The organism is Streptomyces sp. NBC_00536 (assembly GCF_036346295.1).
Taxonomy (GTDB): Bacteria; Actinomycetota; Actinomycetes; order Streptomycetales; family Streptomycetaceae; genus Streptomyces.
On record NZ_CP107819.1, the window covers coordinates 3,357,804 to 3,378,741 of the forward strand.

Here is a 20,938-nt window from a genome sequence, read left to right on the forward strand (position 1 = left end):
GGACCGACAGGTCCCCCACCGCGGCCGCCGCCTTACGCCCCGGCAACCCCGCCGAGGAACGCGGCCCATGCGCGGGGCGCGACGGCCAGCCGGGGCCCTGCCGGGACCTTGGAATCCCGGATGTGCACGGCCGTGTCACAGCCGGCGACCTCGACGCAGTTGCCGCCTTCGCCACTGCTGTAGCTGGACTTCCGCCAGTCGAAGGCGACTTCGAGGCACTCGCCGCCCTCGCCGGAGCTGTAGCTGCTCTTGAACCAGGCCAAGTCCGTGGTGTTCATCGCTCTTCTCCCAGCATCTTCTCGATCAGGGCAAGGGACTCGTGGGGCGTGAGTGCCTGTGCCCGGATGATCCCATAGCGCTCGCTGTAGATCCTTACCTGTTCCGGATCAGTGATGAGGTTCGCGCGACCGTAGCTCTCGGTGTAGGCGACCTCGTTGCGGCCCTTGAGGCGGAGAAGCGTGAACGCACTGTCCAGGGCCGGGTGTTCGTCCCGCTCCAGCGGCATGATCTGCAGCTGCACCGTGCGCAGGTTGCCCACTTCGAGCAGGCGTCGCAGCTGCGCGCGGTGGACCTCCCTACCGCCCGTCGGGCGCAGCAGGATGGACTCCTCCAGCACGAAGCTGATGGTGGGAGTGGGCCACCGCTCCAGGATCACCTGGCGGGCGAGCCGGTCCGCCACCCGCTTCTCGATGGTCTCTTCGCTCAGCACTGGTCGGCGATGCCGGAACAAGGCCCGGGCGTACGCCTCGGTCTGCAACAGCCCCGGGATGGCCTGGACGGCGTAGTAATGCAGCGCGACCGCCGCCGCCTCCGCGTCGGCGAACTTCCGGAACCAGTCGGGATGCCGCGTCCGCGACCGCTTAAGGGCGTCCCTCACATCCGGGATCGCCGCGAGCAGGACGCCCCCGGCCCCCAGCACCGGGTCCGCGTTCTCCAGGAAGTCCGGCTGGGGCGTCCGTACGCCCCGCTCGATGGCGGACACCAGGTCCTCGCCGACGTGCACGCGCGCGGCGAGTTCCTTCTGCTGGAGGCCCGCCCGTTCCCGTAGCACCTTGATGATTTTGCCGAGCGCCCTGAAGAGGTGGGCTGTGCCATCGACCTCCACGGGTCGTTCCGGCTCTTCTTCGCGTTCCGACAGGTCGTTCATACGCTGATCCGCCCTCGCCCGTACAGCACGTACACGCAACCACAGCCAGCCCTACGGAAGTTCTCCGTAGCGCCGCCGTTCCTGGAAAGCGTACGGCGGTCCGGCCACGCTCGGTGAGGTGACGAATGAAAAGGGTGACATGGCACCCGAATTCCGGCAGCTCCTCTCCGCCACCCCGCTCGGCGCCCGGCTGGCCCGGCGGCTCGCCGGGGCGCAACTGGCCGCCTGGGGGATCCCGTACGGGTGCGCGCTCGCCGAGGACGTGGAGCTGGTGGTCGGGGAGCTGGCCGCGAACGCGGTGCTGCACGGACGGGTGCCGGGGCGGGACTTCGAGGTCCGGCTCGGTTACGACGGGCTGCGGGTCCGGGTGGAGGTGAGCGACGCCCGGGGCGACGAGGCCCCGCCGGACGTGCTCCCGTACGCGGATCCCTGCTGGGCGGAGAGCGGGCGCGGGCTGGCGCTCGTACAGGCCGTGGCCCACGAGTGGGGCGTCCGCCCGCGCGGAACCGGCGCCCCGGGCAAAACGGTCTGGGCCCGCCTGTAACGCCCCGGCCCGCCAAACCAGCCCGCCCGGCAAGGCCGAGGCCCGCCAAACCAGCCTGCCCGGCGCGGCCGAGGCCCGCCAACCCCGGCCCGCCCGGCAAGGCCGAGACCCGCCAACCCCAGCCCGCCCGGCAAGGCCGAGACCCGCCAACCCCAGCCCGCCCGGCAAGGCCGAGGCCCGCCAAACCAGCCTGCCCGGCGTTTGAGGGCCCGCCGGAGGCAACACCAGCCGCACTCGGCCTGCAACTCGTCGCCCCGGGCTCCGCCCGGACCCGCGCCTCAAACGCCGGCGAGGCTGAAACTGGCCAGGGGCGGCAACCCCAGCCCACCCGGCGCGGCCGAGGCCCGCCAACCCCAGCCTGCCCGGCGTTTGAGGGCCCACCGGAGGCAACCCCAGCCGGAATCGGCCTGCGGCTGGGCCTCCCGGGCTCCGCCCGGACCCGCGCCTCAAACGCCGGACGGGCTGAATGTGCCCGGGGTCGGCAACCCCAGCCCGCCCGGCGAGGCTGAAACTGCCCCAGGGGTCGGCAGCCCCAGCCAATCCCAGCCCGCCCGGCGATTGAGGGCACACGGCCGGACACCGTTCACCCGTTCGGCCCGGTTCAGGCCGGAGGCGGTGGGTAGGGGACGGCCCGTCCATCCCCGCACGCACCCCGGAGGCACTCGTGCCCGACATGAACGGCCCCTACAAGCCCGGCACCCCCTGTTGGATCGACCTGATGGTGCCCGACCAGCAGGCGGCCCTCGACTTCTACCGCGACCTCTTCGGCTGGCAGGGCGAGGTCGGCCCGGCCGAGCAAGGCGGGTACTCCGTCTGCACCCTCAAGGGCAAGCCGGTCGCCGGGATCATGAAGGCGAGCAACCCCGACGGGACGGTGCCGGACCCGATGCCGCCGACCGTCTGGACGACGTACCTGTCCACCGACGCCATCGACGGCACCCTGAAGTCGGTCACCGACGCGGGCGGCAGCGTCATGATGGGCCCGATGGACGTCATGGAGCTCGGGCGGATGGCCGTCATCACCGACCCGACGGGCGCCGTCGTCGGCCTCTGGCAGCCCGGCACCTTCGACGGCGCGGGCATCGTCAACGAGCACGGCGCGCTGGTCTGGAACGAGCTGACCACCGGCGACCTCCCCGCCGCCACCGCGTTCTACTCGGCCGTCCTGCCGGTCACCACGGCCCCGACCGAAATGCCGGGCGCCGAGGGGTACATCGAGTTCAAGGTGGACGGCCGCGCGGTCGGCGGCATGATGGACCTCTCCGCGCTGCCGGACGGCGTCCCGCCGCACTGGCAGCCGTACTTCGCCGTCGATGACGTCGACGAGATCGTGGCGGCCGCGACCCGCGCCGGCGGCAACGTCCTCGCCCCGCCCTTCGACATGGCGGCGGGCCGCATGGCCGTCCTCTCCGACCCGCAGGGCGGCGCTTTCTCCGTCATCAAGGCGGCGACCCCGGCGTAGTGGCCCGCCCGGGACTCGGCCGCCCGCCGCGTGAACCTTCGCGCCGGCGGGCGGCCACCGCCCCGGCCCTGTGCGCGCGCAGAGCGTTCAGCCGCACGGCACGGCCTTCGATGGTGGTGTATTCGCCGCGCTGTACCCGTGGGTCGTCTGGTCGCGTACGTAGGTGACGGTGTCCTTGCCCGGAGTCCCCATGGAGCGGAAGGGGCCCACCTGCTCCCGGTAGGTGCGGCCCGCGTAGACGTAGTCGACGAGCAGGCCCCACGCGTAGTTGCCCTGACAGGCCGTCACGTCGACGCGGATGGTGGCGGGGTCCGCGGCGCTCACGGTGAAGCTGGAGCCGAGGGGGTTGGCCTTGGCCGTCTTCTCCGCCATCACGGGATTCCCGATGACGCCCTTGTCCACCAGGGAGGCCTTGTCCAGGTCGTACGCGAAGACCCTCCCGTAGGTGTCGCCGCAGCCTCCTTGCGTGAGCGCGATCCAGGCGGGCGGACCGATGGGGGTGGGGCGCGGAGTGGACGGGCGGATGTCCTGCACGATGACGGTCTTGCCCTCCTGCGCACTGAGTGTCAGGTAGAGGTGCCCGTCTCCCCAGGTGGCACCACCCTTGGCGGTCACGTTCTTGCGGAAGTCCACGTCCTGGCTCTGGAACGAGTTCACGGCCGGGCCTCCGGCCGGCATGGCGACTGACGTGGAACCGTCGCATTCAGGGAACGTGGGCCACGACGAGGTGAGATACAGCGGGCCTTTGTCCGCGGCCTTGCCCTCGCCGCCGCCGCCGTCGCCGCCGATTCCGCCGATTCCCCAGATGCCCAGGCCGAGCAGGACGAGAGCGAGCGCGGCGATCGAGGCCGCCTTCACCGTGCGGCTCGTCCGCGCCGCACCGGGGAGCGGGCCACCGCTGTCCGCGCGCCCCACCGTCTCGCCCGTCGGCCCCGCGCCCGCCGGTGTCAGGGTGAACCTCGGGCCGGGATCTCCCCCGCGGCGATGGTACGCCGCAGCCCATTCGGCGACGACCGCCTCGACGTCGGGTTCCCCCTGGTCCTCGGCGCAGATGCGGACCAGCATCTCGACCTGGTCCCACTTCGGCTGCTTGCCCGACGTGGCATCGACGAGCGTGGTGAAGGTCGCGACGCTGCCGTACGGCCTCAGCCCCCGGATCTTGCGCTCGGCCATCTCCCTGCTGCGCCCGGGCAGCTTGCTGAAGGCGGGTCCGCCTTCCCGGAGGGCGCGCAACGCGCCTCTGTACTCCTGCCAGTCGCCCGCCCCGGCCAAGCGTTCCCGCCACGTGTTCATCTACGCCGCTCCTTCGTGACCCGGAAGAGGAGCACAGGATCCCGCATCGGCGGACCCCGCGGTTCAGTGGTTCGTACACCGTCATGCCGCGGCGCGACTGAATCATTCAAGGACGGTTCTGGCATGGAGTGAACGGCGGCAGCCGCGCTGTCCTCGGAACACGCCGCTCACCGAGTGGCACCCGCCCGGACAGGGCGGACGAGGACCAGAGGACGGACCGTCGATCATGGCCACCAGCACCCCGCCCGCCGCGCCCGATCCCATGCCCGCGCCGGAGCCCGCGCCCGCCGCCGACCGCATGCCGAAGACCGTGAAGGTCATGGCCGTCGTCATCAGCGTCCTCAGCGGGATGGTCGCCGCGCCGGTCGCCTTCCTCCTCACCCGGCACTACGGGGGCGCGCCGCTGACGGGCATCGGCGCGTCCGCCTCCGGGTTCCTCGGCGCCGCCGGATTCGTCGCGTGGATCGAGGAGAAGCTCCACCTGCTGTAGCGAGAGCGGGGCCTTCCCCCACGCCAGCGGCGCGTAAGGGAAACGTCAGCGGTCCTGCCTACCGTCGGCGCCTCGGAGTCCGCGAACGTTTGGAGAACAGGCATGAGCCCTACCCGTCGTGACGTCTTGAAGTGGGGAGTCGGCGCCGGCGCGGCAGCGGCTGTCACCCTCGGCCTTCCGGGCACCGCCCAGGCCGCCGGTTTCTACGCGCCCGACTGGATGGGCAAGATGTCCGGCAGTCTGCCCGTCACCTCGCTGACGATCCCCGGGACCCACGACTCGTGGTGCACCGACCCCGCCAACGGGACCAAGTGGGCCCAGTGCCAGAACTGGGGCATCCCCGAGCAGCTGGAGCGCGGGATCCGCTTCCTCGACATCCGCCTGAACGGGCTCCAGGGCGCACCGAACGAATTCGGCCTCTACCACGGGTCCGCGTACCAGGGGCACCGCTTCCAGGACGTCCTGGAAGCCTGCCGCAGCCACTTCAGGAAGTACCCGGGCGAAACCGTCATCATGCGGGTGAAAAACGAGAACTCGGGCGGCCAGGCCCTCTCGGACGACGAGTTCATGCGCCGCTTCAACTACTACCTGGACAACCTCGGGTACCGGAGCCTGGTGTGGACCGCCCCGTCCTGGCCCAAGCTGGGCCAGGTACGCGGCAAGATCATCATCGCGGCGGACTTCACGAACCCCTGGGGCATCCTCAACTGGAACAGCTCCGGGCACTTCAACATCCAGGACGCGTGGAACGAAACCGCGTTCACGAAGACCGGCTTCATCGTGAAGCAGTTCGACGAGGCCTGGCGCAACCAGGGCGCCTACGCGATGTTCGTGAACTTCACGAGCTACTCCGGCGGCAACTGGCCCCAGCAGAACGCCTACTCGACGCTTCCGGACGTCCTCAAGTACCTGGACGCCAGGAAGACCCAGAAGACCCACTTCGGCATCGTCCCGATGGACTTCCCCGACTTCTACCCGGACATCGTCCGCCTCCTGGTCGAGAAGAACTTCCTCTAAACCCTCTCCTGCCGACGGTCCTGCCCGCCTGTGTAGGGTCGTTCTTCGCAGTCGGCAACGGGGGAGGCTTCGCATGGGCGACGGCAACGACAGCGGCAAGGTCCTGGACATCAAGACCGCCGACATCAAGTCAACGGCACCGATCTTCCATACGCAGGGCAAGAACCTGAGCAAGGCGCTCACGACGCTCGTCAAGACCCTCGACGGGCTCGGCAAGCCGTGGGGTGACGACGAGCAGGGCAAGGCGTTCGGCGATGCCTACACCCCCCAGCAGAAGGCCATCGAGAAGGCGGCGGGCACCCTCGTCCTCGGTCTGGTCAGCATTCACGAGGCGATGACCGACATGGCGGACGGGCACATCGACAACGACGAGCTGATCGCCGGGATGTTCACGAAGATCCAGCCGAAGGTTGGCGAAGGCTCCGACGGTGAAGCCAAGTGAGCATTGAGGACGAGGCCAAGGACCTCCTGCTCTCGATGGGCCTGTGGTGGCCGGACGCCAATTCCGGCACCCTGCGGCACGCCGCCGATGCCTGGCGGACCTTCGCGGACGCCGTCGACGGTGTCCGCACGCCCGTCAACAACGCGGCCTCCTCGCTGATCACCAACAACAAGGGTGAGGCAATAGAGGCGTTCGGGACCTTCTGGGGACGGTACGCCAAGGGCAACGACGCGGGGTGGCTCAGCGACCTCGCCAAAGCAGCCCGCGAGATGGCCTCGGCACTCGACAAGTTCGCCGGGGCCATCGACGACGCCATCAACAAGCTCTGGACGCAGATCGGCATCGACGCCGCGGTCATCGTGGGCGGCATCGCGCTGGCCTTCTTCACGGCGGGCATCGCCGCGGGCGCCGCTGCATTGGCCACCGAGGCCCTCATCGAATTCGGCGCCACGATGGGCATCGCCGTCACCACCACCGTCGCCGAGATCGCCGCGGGCACCCTGGTCGCGGCGGCCTTCGGCAGCATGGAGTCGGTGACCATCGACCTCGCGGTCGCCCAGCCCATGAAGATCGCCACGGGCATGCAGAAGGGCTTCAGCCTCGACGAGATCAACGCCGCGGCCAGGGACGGAATGATCTACGGCGGGGTGTTCGGCGCCGCCGGCGGTGTGACGAAGGCCGGTATCGAGGGCAGCCTGTTCGCCAGGAACGACGTCCCGCTCATGCTGCGACCGCCCTCGCTCCGCCCCAACCTGGTGGAGATCGGGCCTGCCGCCCGGACGTGCAAGGGCACCCCGTGCGTGGGGGAACCCATCGACGTGGCGACCGGCGCCATGCTGATGACGCAGACCGACCTCACGCTCCCCGCGGGCCTCCCCCTGGTCTTCGAGCGCACCCACCTGTCCTCGTACCGCGGTGGAGTGTGCTTCGGCCCCACCTGGGTCTCCACCCTGGACGAGTGCCTCCAGATCGACGGGGAAGGAGTGGTGTTCGCCGCCTCCGACGGCATGCGCCTCATCTACCCGGTGCCGCGGCCCGGCGAGCCCGTCCTGCCGGTCAAGGGCGCACCCTGGCCGCTCGAATGGGACGGCAAGCCCGACGGCGTCATGACCGTCACCGACCCGGACTCCGGTGTCGTGCGCACCTTCAGCACCCCCCTCCCCTCCGGCACCTTCGGTGTCCTCCACCTCCCCCTGGACAGCTGGCACGACCGCAACGGCGCCCGCGTCGACATCGAGCGCACGGCCGACGGCATCCCCACCGCGCTCCGCCACTCCGGCGGCTACTACCTCGCCGTCGACACCCAGGGGCCGCGCATCACCGCCCTGCGCCTGCTGGACCGGGCCCCGTCGCGGTACGAGCAGTCGCCGCCCGATGACGCCGCTGCCGGGACGGTCGTCGTGCGGTACGGCTACGACGAGGCGGGCAACCTCACCGAGGTCGTCAACTCCAGCGGGGACCCGCTGCGGTTCACGTACGACGCCGAAGGGCGGGTCACCTCGTGGACCGACCGCAACGGCACCTCGTTCGCGTACTTCTACGACGCCCGCGGCCGGGTCGAGCGCACCGAGGGCAGCGACGGCTTCCTTTCCGGTGCGCTCGCCTACGACGACACGGCGCGCACCACCACGTACACGGACTCCCTCGGCCGCCGGTCCACGCACCGGTACAACTCCTCGGGCATGGTCATCGAGGAGACCGACGCTCTCGGCCACACCACCCTGACGCAGTGGGAACCGAGGGGCGACAAGCCCCTGTCGGTCACGGACCCGCTGGGCCGTACGAAGCGGTACGAGTATGACGGCGCGGGCAATCTCACCGCCGTCACCCTGCCGGACGGCTCCGCCGCCCAGGCCACGTACAACGCCCTCGGCCAACCGACCGAGGTCGTCGAACCCGGTGGTTCCACCTGGCGGCACACCTACGACGAACGCGGCAACCTCCTCACCACGACCGACCCGCTCGGCGCCGAAACGCACTGCGCCTACGACGAGTCGGGCCATCTGGTCACAGTCACCGACGCCCTGGGCCACACCCGCACGGTGGCATCGGACGCGGCCGGGCTGCCCGTCGCCGTCACCGACGAACTCGGACACACCACGGTGGCGCGCAGGGACGCCTTCGGCCGCGTCGTCGAAGTGGTCGACCCCCTGGGCGGGACCACCCGCACGGCCTGGACGACCGAAGGCAAGCCGACGTGGCGGGAGTACGCGGACGGCAGCCGGGAGTCCTGGACCTGGGACGGCGAGGGCAACCCACTCACCCACACCGACCCCGCGGGCAACGTCACCCGCCGCACCGCCACGCACTTCGACGTCCCCGCCACCCGCACGGACCCGGACGGCACGGCATACGCCTTCGCGTACGACACCGAGCTCCGGCTGACCGGAGTCACCAACCCGCAGGGTCTGACCTGGTCGTACGCGTACGACGACGCGGGCCGACTGGCCGCCGAGACCGACTTCAACGGCCGGACGCTGACGTACACGCACGACGCTTCGGGCGCACTGACATCCCGCACCAACGGCGCGGGCGAAACGCTGAGCTTCACCAGGGACGCGCTCGGCCGCGTCATCGAGCAGCGCACCGACGCGGGCGCCGTCACCACGTACGCCTACGGCGCATCCGGCGATCTGATCCACACGGCCAACGCGGACGCGGAGGTCTCCGTCCAGCGGGATGCGCTCGGTCGTACGCTGACGGAAATCGTCAATGGGCGCACGACCGCCTACGCGTACGACGCCCTCGGCCGTGTCATCCGGCGAACCACCCCGTCCGGGCTTAGCTCGCACTGGACCTACGACCCGACAGGCCGCCCGGCTGGACTCGGCACCGAAGCCGGCTCGCTGACCTTCGCGTACGACGCCGCGGGCCGCGAGACCGAGCGTCGCCTCGGCGACGGCGTCACGCTCACCCAGACCTGGGACGTCACCCACCGCCTCGTCGAGCAGACCCTTTCGGGCCGTTCGAACGAGACCGACCGCCTACTCCAACACCGCACGTACGCTTATCGCGAGGACGGCTATCTCACCGAGATCCGCGAACTGACCTCGGGCACCCGTCGGTTCGACCTCGACCAACTGGGCCGGGTCGCCGGGGTCCGGGCCCACGGCTGGACCGAGACGTACGCCTACGACGCGGCAGGCAACCTCACCCATGCCACGGCCCCGGCGCACGAATCCTCTGGCGGCCGCGCATTCAACGGCACCCTCATCCGCAGCGCCGACCGTACCTCGTACGAGCACGACGCCCAGGGCCGTCTGATCCGCAAGACCCGCAAGCTCCTCAACGGACAGCGGCACACCTGGACATACGCGTGGAACGCGGAAGACCGCCTGACGGAGGCCGTGACACCTGCCGGCGACCGCTGGCAGTACACGTACGACCCACTGGGCCGCCGAATATCCAAGCAGCGCCTGGCAGAAGACGGCTCGACCACCGACCGCACGGACTTCATCTGGGACGACACCCGCCTGGCCGAACAGAACACGTCCGACGGCCAGGTCACCACCTGGGACTACGCCCCCGGCACCCACCGCCCCCTCACCCAGACCGACCACAGACCGCTGGTCCGGGAGCAGGGCGCGTCCCTGCTGGCCCAACTGGCCCAGGACGCCTCGGCGGACTACGCCACCCGGTTCCACGCCATCATCACGGACGCGGTCGGCACGCCGACCGAGCTGGTCACCCCTGACGGTGAACTGACCTGGCAGCGCCGCACCACGCTGTGGGGCACGCACTTCCCCGCCCCGACGGACACCACATCCGTAGACTGCCCGCTCCGCTTCCCCGGCCAGTACGCCGACTCGGAAACCGGTCTGCACTACAACTACTTCCGGTACTACGATCCCGAAACCGCCCGGTACATCAGCCCGGACCCGCTGGGCCTGGAACCGGCAGACAATCACCATGCGTATGTGCATGCTCCCCAGTCGTGGACGGACCCGCTGGGCCTCTCGCCCTGCAACTACGGCACGGATGACCTGTACAAGTCGGCCGCCGACATAAAGAAGGGCCAGCTGTCGCCCGCCGGCAGAGCACTGCAAAAGCACGGCGATCCGAGTCCAGGGAACATTAAGAAGCGGGGTCAGGACCATGTGGACAATTACGATTTCGGTAAAGTAACAAATACCGAGAGGACTGAGATTGCAAATGAGATGATCCGCGACATCCTAACGGATCCCAATGTCGTGGAAACGGTGAACACCTCGGCCATCGCTCAGTATGGTGGCATCACTCGCGATTTCCGGGTGCCGGGTGGATGGGGCGCCCGATGGAGCTGGCGCAATAACCAGCTCACGTTTGAAGGGTTCCTGTAATGAGCGGATTGGATGGCGTTGACATGCGGTATCGCAGAGAGGACTTCGAGGTCGACGGGGCACTTCGCGACGTGTGCATTCTGGACGCCTCAATCAATGACTGGCAGAACCTCCTTGCAGGGCTGGCACTTGCGAATTGGCCCGCCCAGTTCGCTTGGACCCTTTTCGAATCGATCGATGGGGCGATTCCTGATGCCCGCAGTTTGTTTGATCGACTGAAGAGCGATCCGGAGGAATCGGCGAGCCTGTCTGTGCAGGTAGGCGATATTTGGTTTACCTGCTATTTCTTCGATATCGATGAGATCGAGTTCACGTTCGACCCCGCCGAGGTCGAGGACCCTGCATCTTTCGCCCACCTGGAAGCGTTTGTTCGACGGCTCGGAGATTCGACTCACAGGAATGTCGTGGTGACGATGGAGGGGACCGATCACCGCACCATGCCTGCGTTGATCGAATATTCTCCGACGTGATGCCGGATTCACCGGCGGTCATCTTTGACGAGTCCATCGCAGCTTCGTTTCAAATTCCGGCAAGTTGTTCCTGGTCGCTTGCGCAGGGCGAGTGAGAGGATTGACCATTGACGAATACGGCGACATGCGTCCATTGCGGTCAGGACTGGGTGCGGTGCTACAAGCGCAAGGATTCCGGTCAGGTCTTCTTCATGTGCCCGGAGTGTGAGTCCCTGTGGCTGAAGGAAGAGGACGTGCACGACAAGACGGACATGTACCTGAGTGAATTCCTTCTGACGGGAGACTCGGCGAAGGACTGGGAAGCGATCGTTCCTTGCGCCGACTCCGAGCCGCCCCTTCCGGCCTAATACTCCAGCTGTAGATGGTGATCTTCACGCTTGTGCGGGTTGCCGCCGGTAGTGGCTGGCTTTGGATCGGGCCTGGTGGCGGCGTCGCCAGTCGGACCAGCGGAGCCAATGAGTAGCATCGTGAGTGGGCTGTGTGACGGGAGGCTGGCATAGACCGAGTAGACAGCGACCTGGGCGTTTTCGATCCGGCCGGCGGTGCCGGTGTACTGGCGCTGGACGCCGACCGTGCTGGTGCCCTTCTTCACATCGCCGGTCTCGTCGACCACCAGCACCGCCCGCTCGTGCAGATACTCCACCATGTAGGCCCGCAGGTCGTCGCGGACGGCATCGGCATCCCACTTGGCCCGGCTGAGCAGATGCTGCATGGCGTCCGGAGTGGCCTCCCCGGCCCGCAATCCGGCCCGCAATCCGGCCCGTCATGGCCTCGAATGCGTCATGCCATCGGGCCGGGTCCACGCTGTGACCTGCGGCCACCGCTTGATCGTTCGGTGTCTTCACAAACTGCGATGATCACCGGTGGCCGCAGCCGACTACGGGGCGGTCGCAGCCCGATGCCGTGACCAGAGCGGTTCCAGGGCGATGCCGAGGGCGAGCAGTACCGCGGCGGTGAGGGCCGTGGCGCCGAGCCAGCCGAACGGCAGGCTCGACGCGACCGGCAGGGCCAGTAGCAGAGCGACCCCCTGCAGGACGGTGGAGGTCACCACCAGCTCCTGCACTGGCCGGCCCCTCCGCCTGCGGATCGCGGTGATTCCCCACAGCAGCGGGAAGAGCAGGCAGACGATTGCGAGGAGGGCGAAGAGGGGCACGGCGAACACGGCCCCCATGTTCCCGCCGCCGGGTGAGTCGTCGCCCGGAACGGGCACCGGATGTTCCACATTCCAGTTCGCGACCCGCGCCGCTTCCACGAACACGACGGAGAACGCCCCCGAGGCCAGCGCCGCCACGCCGAACCAGGCCTGGCCCACTGCCCTGTCTCCTGCCACCATCGCTGCTCCCCCCAGTAACCGCTCCGCCGGGTCGACGCGTTCGCTGCACCAGACCCTGCCCTCTCTTCGCGTCTGGCGCGCCGGCCCGGTCCCGGGTCAGGCCGGTTGCCCGCCTCTGGTGCTGGACTGTTCCGGGGCCCCGTCCGAGGCGATGTCGTCGCGGAGCATGCTGTAGCGCACGACGTCCCGCCACTGCCCGTCCCGAAAAACGGTGCTGCGCAGCACGCCCTCGCGGGCGAAGCCGGACTTCTCCAGTGCGCGCTGCTCGGCGATGTTCTCCGTCTCGGTGTCCGCCTCGAGTCTGACCACGGGAGTGTGCGCGAACAGATAGCGCGCCAGCAACCGCTGTGCCTGCGTGCCGACGCCACGGCCCCGACCACCCGGCAGCAACTGGGTCCCGATATTCCAGCAGTACGAGCTCCGCGAGGTCACGACCTTGCGCCATGCCACGAAGCCGAGCCGGTCGGCGCCGGTCACCACCATCAGCTGGCCGCCGTCATCGCTCAGCAAGCCATCCTGCGCCCAGCGGCGTCGCCAGCGCCCCGGATCCGACCAACCCAGCCATTGGAACGGCCCGGTCGCCTCCGGATCCGTCAGAAACCGCTCAAGCACCGACAGGTCATCCTCGACCACTGGACGCAGTATCACGGGATCGTCGCTCATCCCGTCACCGTAGGTCCTGCCGACAGTCCAGGTGACAACAATCCTGCTGCGCAGTCCCGGAGGAGAATCAGTCGAGGCAGAACTCGTTGCCCTCGATGTCCTGCATCGTGATGCACGACTCGTTGACGCCATCGGCGCGCTGCGTCAGCACGTGTTTCGCGCCGAGCGCCATCAGCCGTGCGCATTCGGCCTCAAGTGTGGCCAGGCGCTCGTCGCCCACGAGCCCTGTGCCGACCCGCACATCGAGATGCACCCGGTTCTTGACGGCCTTGCCTTCGGGAACTCGCTGGAAGAGCACGCGCGGGCCCACACCCGAGGGATCAGCGCACGCGAAGTAGACCTCGTCCTCAGGCGGCAGCGAGTGGTGGTACTCCTCCCACGTGGCAAAGCCCTCCGGGACTGCCGGTACGACGTACCCCAGCACCTCGCACCAGAAGGCGGCGAGGCGCGCGGGTTCCGCGCAGTCGAAGGTCACTTGGAACTGCTTGATCGTTGACATCGGCGCACGATAACAGGGGCGCTGCCCATCTCCCCGGGCGGGTGGATCGACACGTTGCCGGGAGGACGGCCCCTGCCATCCGCTGCCCTCAGGCCCTCAGGCCCTCAGGCCCTCAGGCCCTCACGAGCCCAGGATCGTGGTGAGGAACTCCCCCGTCCAGGCGAGGAGTTCCCGCCCGACCAGGGGCTTGCCGCCGACCCGGGCGGTCTTCGGGCGGGGGATCAGGATCTGTGAGGTGGCCGGCTTGAGGACCGTGCCCGGGTAGAGCCGCTTGAGCCGCAGTTCCTGCGATTCGCGCAGCTCCACCGGGCCGAAGCGGATGTTGGTGCCCGCCAGGGTGATGTCACCGACCCCACAGGCGCGGGCCAGCATCCGCAGCCCGGCCACCAGCAGCAGGTTCTCCACCGGTTCCGGCAACTTGCCGTAGCGGTCGGTGAGTTCCTCCCGTACCGCCTTGATGTCGGCCTCCGAGCTGGCGGCGGCGATCGAGCGGTAGGCCTGCAGGCGCAGGCCCTCGCCCGGGGCGTAGTCGTGCGGGACGTGCGCGTCGACCGGCAGCTCGATCTTGACGTCGAGCGGCGCCTCTTCCTCCTCGCCGCCCTCGACCAGGGACCGGAAGTCGGCGACGGCTTCGCCGACCATCCGGATGTACAGGTCGAAGCCGACGCCCGCGATGTGACCGGACTGCTCGCCGCCGAGCAGATTGCCCGCGCCGCGGATCTCCAGGTCCTTCATGGCGACGTACATGCCCGCGCCCATCTCGGTGTGCTGGGCGATCGTCGCGAGCCGCTCGTGCGCGGTCTCGGTCAGCGGCTTCTCCGGCGGGTACAGGAAGTAGGCGTAACCGCGCTCGCGGCCACGGCCGACGCGGCCGCGCAGCTGGTGCAGCTGCGAGAGGCCGAAGTTGTCGCCGCGCTCGACGATCAGGGTGTTGGCGTTGGAGATGTCGATGCCGGACTCGACGATCGTCGTGGAGACGAGGACGTCGAACTTCTTCTCCCAGAAGTCGACGACGACCTGCTCCAGCTGGCTCTCGCCCATCTGTCCGTGCGCGGTCGCGATCCGCGCCTCGGGCACGATCTCGCGCAGCTTGGCGGCGGCCCGGTCGATGGACTCGACCCGGTTGTGGATGTAGAAGACCTGGCCCTCGCGCAGGAGTTCGCGGCGGATCGCGGCGCCGATCTGCTTCGTCTCGTACGGTCCGACGAAGGTCAGCACCGGGTGCCGCTCCTCCGGCGGGGTGGTGATCGTCGACATCTCGCGGATGCCGGTGACCGCCATCTCCAGGGTGCGCGGGATCGGGGTCGCGGACATCGTCAGCACGTCGACGTTGGCGCGCAGCTTCTTCAGCTGCTCCTTGTGCTCGACGCCGAAGCGCTGCTCCTCGTCGACGATGACCAGACCCAGGTCCTTGAACTTGGTCTCCTGCGAGAACAGGCGGTGGGTACCGATGACGATGTCCACCGAGCCCTCCTTGAGACCCTCCAGGGTGGCCTTCGCCTCGGTGTCGCTCTGGAAGCGGGACAGCGCCCGCACCTTGACGGGGAACTGGGAGTAGCGCTCGGAGAAGGTGCCGAAGTGCTGCTGCACGAGCAGGGTGGTCGGGACGAGGACGGCGACCTGCTTGCCGTCCTGGACTGCCTTGAAGGCGGCGCGGACCGCGATCTCGGTCTTGCCGTAGCCGACGTCGCCGCAGATCAGCCGGTCCATCGGGACCGACTTCTCCATGTCCTCCTTGACCTCGGCGATCGTGGTCAGCTGGTCGGGCGTCTCCGCGTACGGGAACGCGTCCTCCAGCTCCCGCTGCCAGGGCGTGTCGGGGCCGAAGGTGTGGCCGGGGGCCGCCATCCGCGCGCTGTACAGCTTGATCAGGTCGGCGGCGATCTCCTTGACCGCCTTCTTCGCCTTCGCCTTGGTCTTGGTCCAGTCGGCGCCGCCGAGCCGGTGCAGGGTCGGAGCCTCGCCGCCGACGTACTTGGTGACCTGTTCCAGCTGGTCGGTGGGGATGTAGAGGCGGTCGCCGGGCTGGCCGCGCTTGGCGGGGGCGTACTCGACGAGGAGGTACTCGCGGGTGGCGCCCTGCACGGTGCGCTGGACCATCTCGACGTAGCGGCCGACGCCGTGCTGCTCGTGCACGATGTAGTCGCCGGCCTGGAGGGTCAGCGGGTCGATGGTCTTGCGGCGCCGGGTCGGCATCCGGCCGAGGTCCTTGGTGGCGGTGCGCTGCCCGGTCAGGTCGGTCTCGGTGAGGACGGCGATCTTGAGGGCGGGGTCGATGAACCCGTTGTCGAGGGAGCCGCAGGCGACATGGACCAGGGAGGGTTCGAGCTGCGCGAGGTCGGCCTCCAGGCGGGCCGCGATGCCCTCGCCGCCGAGCACCTCGACGGTGCGGGCGGCCGGGCCGTGGCCCTCGGTGACGTAGACGGTGTGCCAGCCGTCGGCGATCCAGCCCTTGGTGTCGGCCAGCGCCCGGGCGGTGTCGCCGCGGTAGGCCTCGGGGGCGTGCATGCCCAGGGTGAGCGTGTCGTCCCCCAGGTCCGCGTCCGCCGCGAAGGGCGAGACGGACCACCACATGGTGCCCAGCTCGCGGGCCCGGTCGCGTACGTCCGCGATCCCCCAGAGGGAGGCCGCGTTCAGGTCGATCGGGGCCTCTCCGCCGCCCGCGGTCGCCGCCCAGGACGCCTGGAGGAACTCCTGGCTGGTGGCGACCAGGTCGGCGGCCCGGGTACGGACCCGCTCCGGGTCGCACACCACGGCCATCGCCCCGGCGGGCAGCACGTCCAGCAGCAGTTCCATGTCGTCGACCAGGACCGGGGCGAGGGACTCCATGCCCTCGACCGCGATCCCCTCGGCGATCTTGTGGAGCAGCTCGCCCAGCTCGGGGTGCTCCACGGCGAGCGCGGCGGCGCGCTCGCGCACCTCGTCGGTGAGCAGCAGTTCCCGGCACGGCGGGGCCCACAGCCCGTGCTCGGCGATCTCCAGGGACCGCTGGTCGGCGACCTTGAAGTAACGGATCTCCTCGACCTCGTCGCCCCAGAACTCCACGCGCAGCGGGTGTTCCTCGGTGGGCGGGAACACGTCCAGGATGCCGCCGCGGACGGCGAACTCGCCGCGCTTCTCCACCAGCTCCACCCGGGCGTACGCGGCCGCGGCGAGCGCCTCGGTGACCTCGCCGAGGTCGGCGCTCTCGCCACCGCGCAGGGCCACCGGCACCAGGTCCCCCAGCCCCTTGACCTGCGGCTGGAGCACGGAGCGGATGGGCGCGACGACGATGGAGACGGGCCCGGCGGCCGGGTCGTCCTTGCTCGGGTGCGCGAGCCGGCGCAGCACGGCGAGGCGGCGGCCGACGGTGTCGCTGCGGGGCGAGAGCCGCTCGTGCGGCAGGGTCTCCCAGGACGGGTAGTCCACGACGGTGCTCGCCTGCTCGGGCGGCATCAGCGAACGCAGCGCCGCCGCCAGGTCCTCGGCCTCGCGCCCGGTCGCGGTGACCGCGAGCACGGTCCGCTCCGTCTTACGGGCCAGCGCGGCGATGGCGAAGGGCCGCGCCGCCGCCGGACCGACGAGGTCGACGTGCATCCGGTTACCGTCCGCGGCCGCCTGGACCGCCTCGCTGAGCGCGGGATCCCGGGTGACGGCGTCGAGCAGTCCGTACAGGCTCATGAAGGCGGCTTTCCGTCCGGTGAGGTGCCGTGGGGCGGCAACGCGAAGGACCCGACACGTCACACGGGCCGGGGCTCCCCACCTTACGGCGACCCCCGGCAACTCGCGCGAGGGATTGCCGTCACTCGGGCGGGTGCGCCTGCGGGAACGCCCCGGCCCCGGGCCGCCTGTGGGGCGGGCCGGGGCCGGGGCGGGCGTGGGAGTGGCTACTCGCTGCCGATGGCGTTCAGGATGTTCATCCGGCCCGCGCGGAAGGCCGGGACCAGGGCGGCGAAGAGGCCCACGAAGGCCGATCCGGCGAAGACGCCGAGGATCGTCGGCCACGGGATCTCCAGGACCTTCAGGCCCTGGAGGGCCAGCAGTTGCTGGCCGGCGACGCCCCAGCCCATGCCCAGGCCGAGGCCGAGCAGGGCGCCGAAGAGGGCGATGACCACCGACTCCAGGCGGATCATGCGGCGCAGCTGGCGGCGGGAGAGACCGATGGCGCGCATCAGGCCGATCTCGCGGGTCCGCTCGACCACCGAGAGGGCGAGGGTGTTCACGACGCCCAGGACCGCCACGATGATCGCTAGGGCGAGCAGGCCGTAGACGATGTTGAGCAGCTGACCGACCTGGTCCTTGAGGCTCTTCTTGAAGTCGGTCTGGTTGCGCACGTCGTACTGGGGGTACGCGGCCATCGCGTCCTTCATCGCCGTGTAGGCGGCCTGCTGCTTGCCGTCCTTGGCCTTGGCGAACATGATCAGGTTCTGCGGCATCTTGTCGGCCGGGACGTACTGCGCGGCCGTCGTGACGGCCGTGTACATCGCGCCCTTGTCGATGGTGCCGGCGTCCGAGGTGATCGCCGCGACCTTCAGCTTGGCGGCGGACCCCTCCTTGAAGGCGACCGTCAGCTCGTCACCGAGTTTGACGCCGTGGTCCTTCGCATAGCCCTCGCCGACCGACATCGCGTTCTTGCCGTACGCGGCCTTGAGGTCACCGGAGACGGTCTTCTTGCGCAGGTCCTCGGCGTACGTCGGATCCGCGGCGGACAGGGTCTTGTCCTCGGCCTTGCCGTCCGGGGTGGTGATCTTCGCGTCGAGGATCTTGTACGAGGTCACGTGGTCGATGTCGGGGACGGACCGCAGCGCCTTCTCGGCCTGCGGGAGCACCGGCTGGCCGTTCTGCGACTGGATGATGAAGTCCGCGCCGACCGAGCGGTCGAGTTCGTCGGTGGCGGAGGCCACCATCGAGGAGCCGACCACCGACAGGCAGGCGACCAGGGCCAGGCCGATCATCAGCGCGGCCGCGGTGGCGCCCGTACGCCGCGGGTTGCGCAGCGCGTTGCGCTCGGCGAGCCGGCCGACCGAACCGAAGGGCCGCAGCACCGGGCCGGAGAGCACCCGGACCACGACGCCCGCCAGCAGCGGGCCGATCACGATGAAGCCGATCAGGCTGAGGACCACGCCGAGGCCGAGCCACAGCGATCCGGTGGCCGCCTTGTCGGCGCCCGCGGCGGCGAACAGGGCGGCGCCGCCGATGCCCGTGAGGACCAGGCCGATGACGGCGCGGACCACGCCCGCCTTGCGGTCGCCGGGGGTGCCGGCGTCGCGCAGGGCGGCCATCGGGGAGACCTTGCCCGCGCGGCGGGCCGGGAGGTAGGCGGAGACGACGGTGACGACGACCCCGAGCAGGATGCCGAGGACCGGGGTGGTCCACAGCACGGTCAGGTCATCGGTGGACAGGTGCATGCCCACCGCGCCCATGAGCTTCATCAGGCCGACGGCCAGGCCGACGCCCGCGCCGACGCCGAACACCGAGCCGACCACACCGAGCAGCAGTGCCTCGATCAGGACGGAGCGGTTGATCTGCGAGCGGTCGGCGCCGATGGCACGCATCAGGCCGATCTCGCGGGTGCGCTGGGCGACCAGCATCGAGAAGGTGTTGAAGATCAGGAAGATGCCGACGAGGAACGCGATCCCGGCGAAGGCGAGCATCGCGTACTTCATGACGTCGAGGAAGGAACCGACGTCCTTGCGGCCCGCGTCCGCGGACTCCTTGGCGGTCTGCAGCTTGTAGGTGCCCGCGCCGACGGCGGTGGCGATGTTCTTCTTCAGCTGGTCGTCACTCACGCCGTCCTTGGCGGTGACGTTGATGTGGGTGAAGGCGCCCGGGGTGCCGATCAGTCCCTGCTGGGCGGTGACGGTGTCGAAGTAGACGATCGCCGCGCCCGGGTTGGTCACCGTGAAGGTGGCGATACCGCTGATCTTCGCGCGCAGGTCGCCGCTGAGGGCGATGGTGCGCAGCTCGTCCCCGAGGGCCAGGTGGTGCTTCTTCGCCGTGTCGGCGTCGACCATCACCTCGGTGGGCCCGCGCGGCGCGTGCCCGGAGGTGATCTTCATGGACTTGAGCTCGTTGTCGTTCCAGCTGCCCGCGATGGTCGGGGCGCCGGTCGTCGAGCCCATGTTCTCGTTCTTGGCGTTGACCACGGTCACGGCCGTCGAGACGACGCCGCCCTCGGCGGACTTGACGCCCTCCGCCTTCTTGACCTGGTCGACCACCGAACCGGCCAGCGCCTCGGGGCGGCCGCGCTGCTGGCTCTCCCCGCCGCCGTCCCCGGACTCCTTCGGGCTGACGGTGACATTGGCGCTGGTCACCGCGAACAGCTTGTCGAAGGTCGTGTTCATGGTGTCGGTGAAGACGAGTGTGCCGCTGACGAAGGCGACGGAGAGCAGCACGGCTATCGCCGAGAGCGCCATCCGGCCCTTGTGCGCGGCGAAGTTGCGCAGCGAGGTCTTCAGGACGGTCATGACGTCCGCCCGCGCGCGTCGAAGTCCTTCATGCGGTCCAGGACCAGCTCGGCGGTCGGGTCGAACATCTCGTCCACGATCCGGCCGTCGGCCAGGTAGAGCACCCGGTCCGCGTAGGACGCGGCGACCGGGTCGTGGGTGACCATCACGATGGTCTGGCCCAGCTCGTCGACCGAGCGGCGCAGGAAGCCGAGCACCTCGGCACCCGCCCGCGAGTCCAGGTTTCCGGTCGGCTCGTCGCCGAAGATGATCTCGGGGCGCGCGGCCAGGGCGCGGGCCACCGCCACGCGCTGCTGCTGGCCGCCGGACAGCTGGGTCGGGCGGTGCTTGAGGCGGCCCGCGAGACCGACCGTCTCCACGACCCGGTTCAGCCACTCCGCGTCGGGCTTTCGGCCCGCGATGTCCATCGGGAGCGTGATGTTCTCCAGCGCGTTCAGCGTCGGGAGCAGGTTGAAGGCCTGGAAGATGAAGCCGATCCGGTCCCGGCGCAGCTGGGTGAGCTTCTTGTCCTTGAGCCCGGTGATCTCGGTGTCGGCGAGGTGGATCTGACCGCTGCTCACCGTGTCGAGACCCGCGAGGCAGTGCATCAGCGTGGACTTGCCGGAGCCGGACGGCCCCATGATCGCGGTGAAACGGCTGCGGTGGATGTCCACGTCGACGCCGTCGAGGGCCACCACACGGGTCTCGCCCGTGCCGTAGGCCTTGACAACCTGCCGCGCTCGCGCCGCGACGGCCACATGCCCTCCAGCGCCCCCGTGCCGGGTATCGGTCATTGCGGTTGTCACGGCGTTCTCCTCGGTTGGTTTTCGCTGC

The 20,938-nt window shown here is 69.5% G+C and carries 16 protein-coding genes and 1 pseudogene; 7 read left to right on the forward strand and 10 right to left on the reverse strand.

Going from position 1 to position 20,938, the window contains the following annotated elements; genetic code table 11:
* Positions 1 to 32: 32 nt before the first annotated feature.
* The gene (locus OHS33_RS14555) at positions 33 to 278 is read right to left on the reverse strand and encodes a DUF397 domain-containing protein (RefSeq protein ID WP_330330824.1); all 246 of its coding nucleotides are present in this window, start codon (positions 276 to 278) and stop codon (positions 33 to 35) included.
* Complete coding sequence (locus tag OHS33_RS14560; RefSeq protein WP_330330825.1) at positions 275 to 1,147, reverse strand: helix-turn-helix domain-containing protein; 873 nt, start codon at positions 1,145 to 1,147, stop codon at positions 275 to 277. The genes OHS33_RS14555 and OHS33_RS14560 overlap by 4 nt, the downstream gene beginning before the upstream one ends.
* Positions 1,148 to 1,265: 118 nt before the next feature.
* Between OHS33_RS14560 and OHS33_RS14565 the strand changes: the two genes are divergently transcribed.
* Together OHS33_RS14565 and OHS33_RS14570 are read left to right on the forward strand one after the other, a co-directional pair.
* Positions 1,266 to 1,691 carry an ATP-binding protein gene (locus tag OHS33_RS14565; protein ID WP_330330826.1) on the forward strand — a complete coding sequence of 142 codons (426 nt, stop codon included), beginning with the start codon at positions 1,266 to 1,268 and terminating at the stop codon, positions 1,689 to 1,691.
* Between the two features lie 673 nt (positions 1,692 to 2,364).
* Entirely contained in the window at positions 2,365 to 3,153 is a 789-nt protein-coding gene (locus OHS33_RS14570) for a VOC family protein (protein WP_330335053.1), read from the forward strand.
* Positions 3,154 to 3,240: 87 nt separating this feature from the next.
* On the opposite strand, the gene OHS33_RS14575 is transcribed toward OHS33_RS14570, so the two are convergent.
* Positions 3,241 to 4,446, reverse strand: coding sequence for a hypothetical protein (locus OHS33_RS14575; protein WP_330330827.1), 1,206 nt, complete (start codon positions 4,444 to 4,446; stop codon positions 3,241 to 3,243).
* A 226-nt stretch (positions 4,447 to 4,672) separates the two neighbouring features.
* Here OHS33_RS14575 and OHS33_RS14580 point away from each other — a divergent pair, with 226 nt between their 5' ends.
* From OHS33_RS14580 to OHS33_RS14600, 5 genes are all read left to right on the forward strand, one after another.
* On the forward strand, positions 4,673 to 4,936 hold the full coding sequence (locus OHS33_RS14580) for a hypothetical protein (protein ID WP_330330828.1): 264 nt from the start codon (positions 4,673 to 4,675) through the stop codon (positions 4,934 to 4,936).
* 102 nt (positions 4,937 to 5,038) lie between these two features.
* On the forward strand, positions 5,039 to 5,953 hold the full coding sequence (locus OHS33_RS14585) for a phosphatidylinositol-specific phospholipase C (protein WP_330330829.1): 915 nt from the start codon (positions 5,039 to 5,041) through the stop codon (positions 5,951 to 5,953).
* Positions 5,954 to 6,026: 73 nt separating this feature from the next.
* Positions 6,027 to 6,395, forward strand: a complete 369-nt coding sequence (locus OHS33_RS14590) for a hypothetical protein (protein ID WP_330330830.1) — start codon at positions 6,027 to 6,029, stop codon at positions 6,393 to 6,395.
* Complete coding sequence (locus OHS33_RS14595) at positions 6,392 to 10,714, forward strand: DUF6531 domain-containing protein (protein ID WP_443065302.1); 4,323 nt, start codon at positions 6,392 to 6,394, stop codon at positions 10,712 to 10,714. Before OHS33_RS14590 ends, OHS33_RS14595 begins: the two co-directional genes overlap by 4 nt.
* Positions 10,714 to 11,184 carry a hypothetical protein gene (locus OHS33_RS14600; protein ID WP_330330831.1) on the forward strand — a complete coding sequence of 157 codons (471 nt, stop codon included), beginning with the start codon at positions 10,714 to 10,716 and terminating at the stop codon, positions 11,182 to 11,184. The genes OHS33_RS14595 and OHS33_RS14600 overlap by 1 nt, the downstream gene beginning before the upstream one ends.
* Before the next feature lie 475 nt (positions 11,185 to 11,659).
* Here OHS33_RS14600 and OHS33_RS14605 read toward each other — a convergent pair.
* From OHS33_RS14605 to OHS33_RS14635, 7 genes and pseudogenes are all read right to left on the reverse strand, one after another.
* Positions 11,660 to 11,920, reverse strand: a pseudogene (locus OHS33_RS14605) (transposase); the annotation flags it as partial.
* A gap of 141 nt (positions 11,921 to 12,061) precedes the next feature.
* Positions 12,062 to 12,517, reverse strand: a complete 456-nt coding sequence (locus OHS33_RS14610; RefSeq protein ID WP_330330832.1) for a hypothetical protein — start codon at positions 12,515 to 12,517, stop codon at positions 12,062 to 12,064.
* Positions 12,518 to 12,613: 96 nt separating this feature from the next.
* Positions 12,614 to 13,180: a GNAT family N-acetyltransferase gene (locus tag OHS33_RS14615; protein WP_330330833.1), complete on the reverse strand. Its 567-nt coding sequence runs from the start codon at positions 13,178 to 13,180 to the stop codon at positions 12,614 to 12,616.
* Positions 13,181 to 13,247: 67 nt separating this feature from the next.
* The gene (locus tag OHS33_RS14620) at positions 13,248 to 13,679 is read right to left on the reverse strand and encodes a VOC family protein (protein ID WP_330330834.1); all 432 of its coding nucleotides are present in this window, start codon (positions 13,677 to 13,679) and stop codon (positions 13,248 to 13,250) included.
* A 120-nt stretch (positions 13,680 to 13,799) separates the two neighbouring features.
* Positions 13,800 to 17,339, reverse strand: coding sequence for a transcription-repair coupling factor (gene mfd / locus OHS33_RS14625; protein ID WP_330330835.1), 3,540 nt, complete (start codon positions 17,337 to 17,339; stop codon positions 13,800 to 13,802).
* Positions 17,340 to 17,545: 206 nt separating this feature from the next.
* Positions 17,546 to 20,125 carry an ABC transporter permease gene (locus OHS33_RS14630; RefSeq protein WP_330330836.1) on the reverse strand — a complete coding sequence of 860 codons (2,580 nt, stop codon included), beginning with the start codon at positions 20,123 to 20,125 and terminating at the stop codon, positions 17,546 to 17,548.
* The gene (locus OHS33_RS14635; RefSeq protein WP_443065444.1) at positions 20,122 to 20,898 is read right to left on the reverse strand and encodes an ABC transporter ATP-binding protein; all 777 of its coding nucleotides are present in this window, start codon (positions 20,896 to 20,898) and stop codon (positions 20,122 to 20,124) included. Before OHS33_RS14635 ends, OHS33_RS14630 begins: the two co-directional genes overlap by 4 nt.
* Positions 20,899 to 20,938: the final 40 nt, after the last annotated feature.

Excerpts from the sequence above, each read along its gene's own strand:
- OHS33_RS14575 (WP_330330827.1), bottom strand. The coding sequence starts at position 4,446 with ATGAACACGTGGCGGGAACGCTTGGCCGGGGCGGGCGACTGGCAGGAG.
- OHS33_RS14620 (WP_330330834.1), bottom strand. The coding sequence starts at position 13,679 with ATGTCAACGATCAAGCAGTTCCAAGTGACCTTCGACTGCGCGGAACCC.
- OHS33_RS14600 (WP_330330831.1), top strand. The coding sequence starts at position 10,714 with ATGAGCGGATTGGATGGCGTTGACATGCGGTATCGCAGAGAGGACTTC.
- OHS33_RS14590 (WP_330330830.1), top strand. The coding sequence starts at position 6,027 with ATGGGCGACGGCAACGACAGCGGCAAGGTCCTGGACATCAAGACCGCC.
- OHS33_RS14630 (WP_330330836.1), bottom strand. The coding sequence starts at position 20,125 with ATGACCGTCCTGAAGACCTCGCTGCGCAACTTCGCCGCGCACAAGGGC.
- OHS33_RS14555 (WP_330330824.1), bottom strand. The coding sequence starts at position 278 with ATGAACACCACGGACTTGGCCTGGTTCAAGAGCAGCTACAGCTCCGGC.
- OHS33_RS14585 (WP_330330829.1), top strand. The coding sequence starts at position 5,039 with ATGAGCCCTACCCGTCGTGACGTCTTGAAGTGGGGAGTCGGCGCCGGC.
- OHS33_RS14580 (WP_330330828.1), top strand. The coding sequence starts at position 4,673 with ATGGCCACCAGCACCCCGCCCGCCGCGCCCGATCCCATGCCCGCGCCG.
- OHS33_RS14610 (WP_330330832.1), bottom strand. The coding sequence starts at position 12,517 with ATGGTGGCAGGAGACAGGGCAGTGGGCCAGGCCTGGTTCGGCGTGGCG.
- OHS33_RS14560 (WP_330330825.1), bottom strand. The coding sequence starts at position 1,147 with ATGAACGACCTGTCGGAACGCGAAGAAGAGCCGGAACGACCCGTGGAG.
- OHS33_RS14615 (WP_330330833.1), bottom strand. The coding sequence starts at position 13,180 with ATGAGCGACGATCCCGTGATACTGCGTCCAGTGGTCGAGGATGACCTG.
- mfd (WP_330330835.1), bottom strand. The coding sequence starts at position 17,339 with ATGAGCCTGTACGGACTGCTCGACGCCGTCACCCGGGATCCCGCGCTC.
- OHS33_RS14570 (WP_330335053.1), top strand. The coding sequence starts at position 2,365 with ATGAACGGCCCCTACAAGCCCGGCACCCCCTGTTGGATCGACCTGATG.
- OHS33_RS14635 (WP_443065444.1), bottom strand. The coding sequence starts at position 20,898 with ATGACCGATACCCGGCACGGGGGCGCTGGAGGGCATGTGGCCGTCGCG.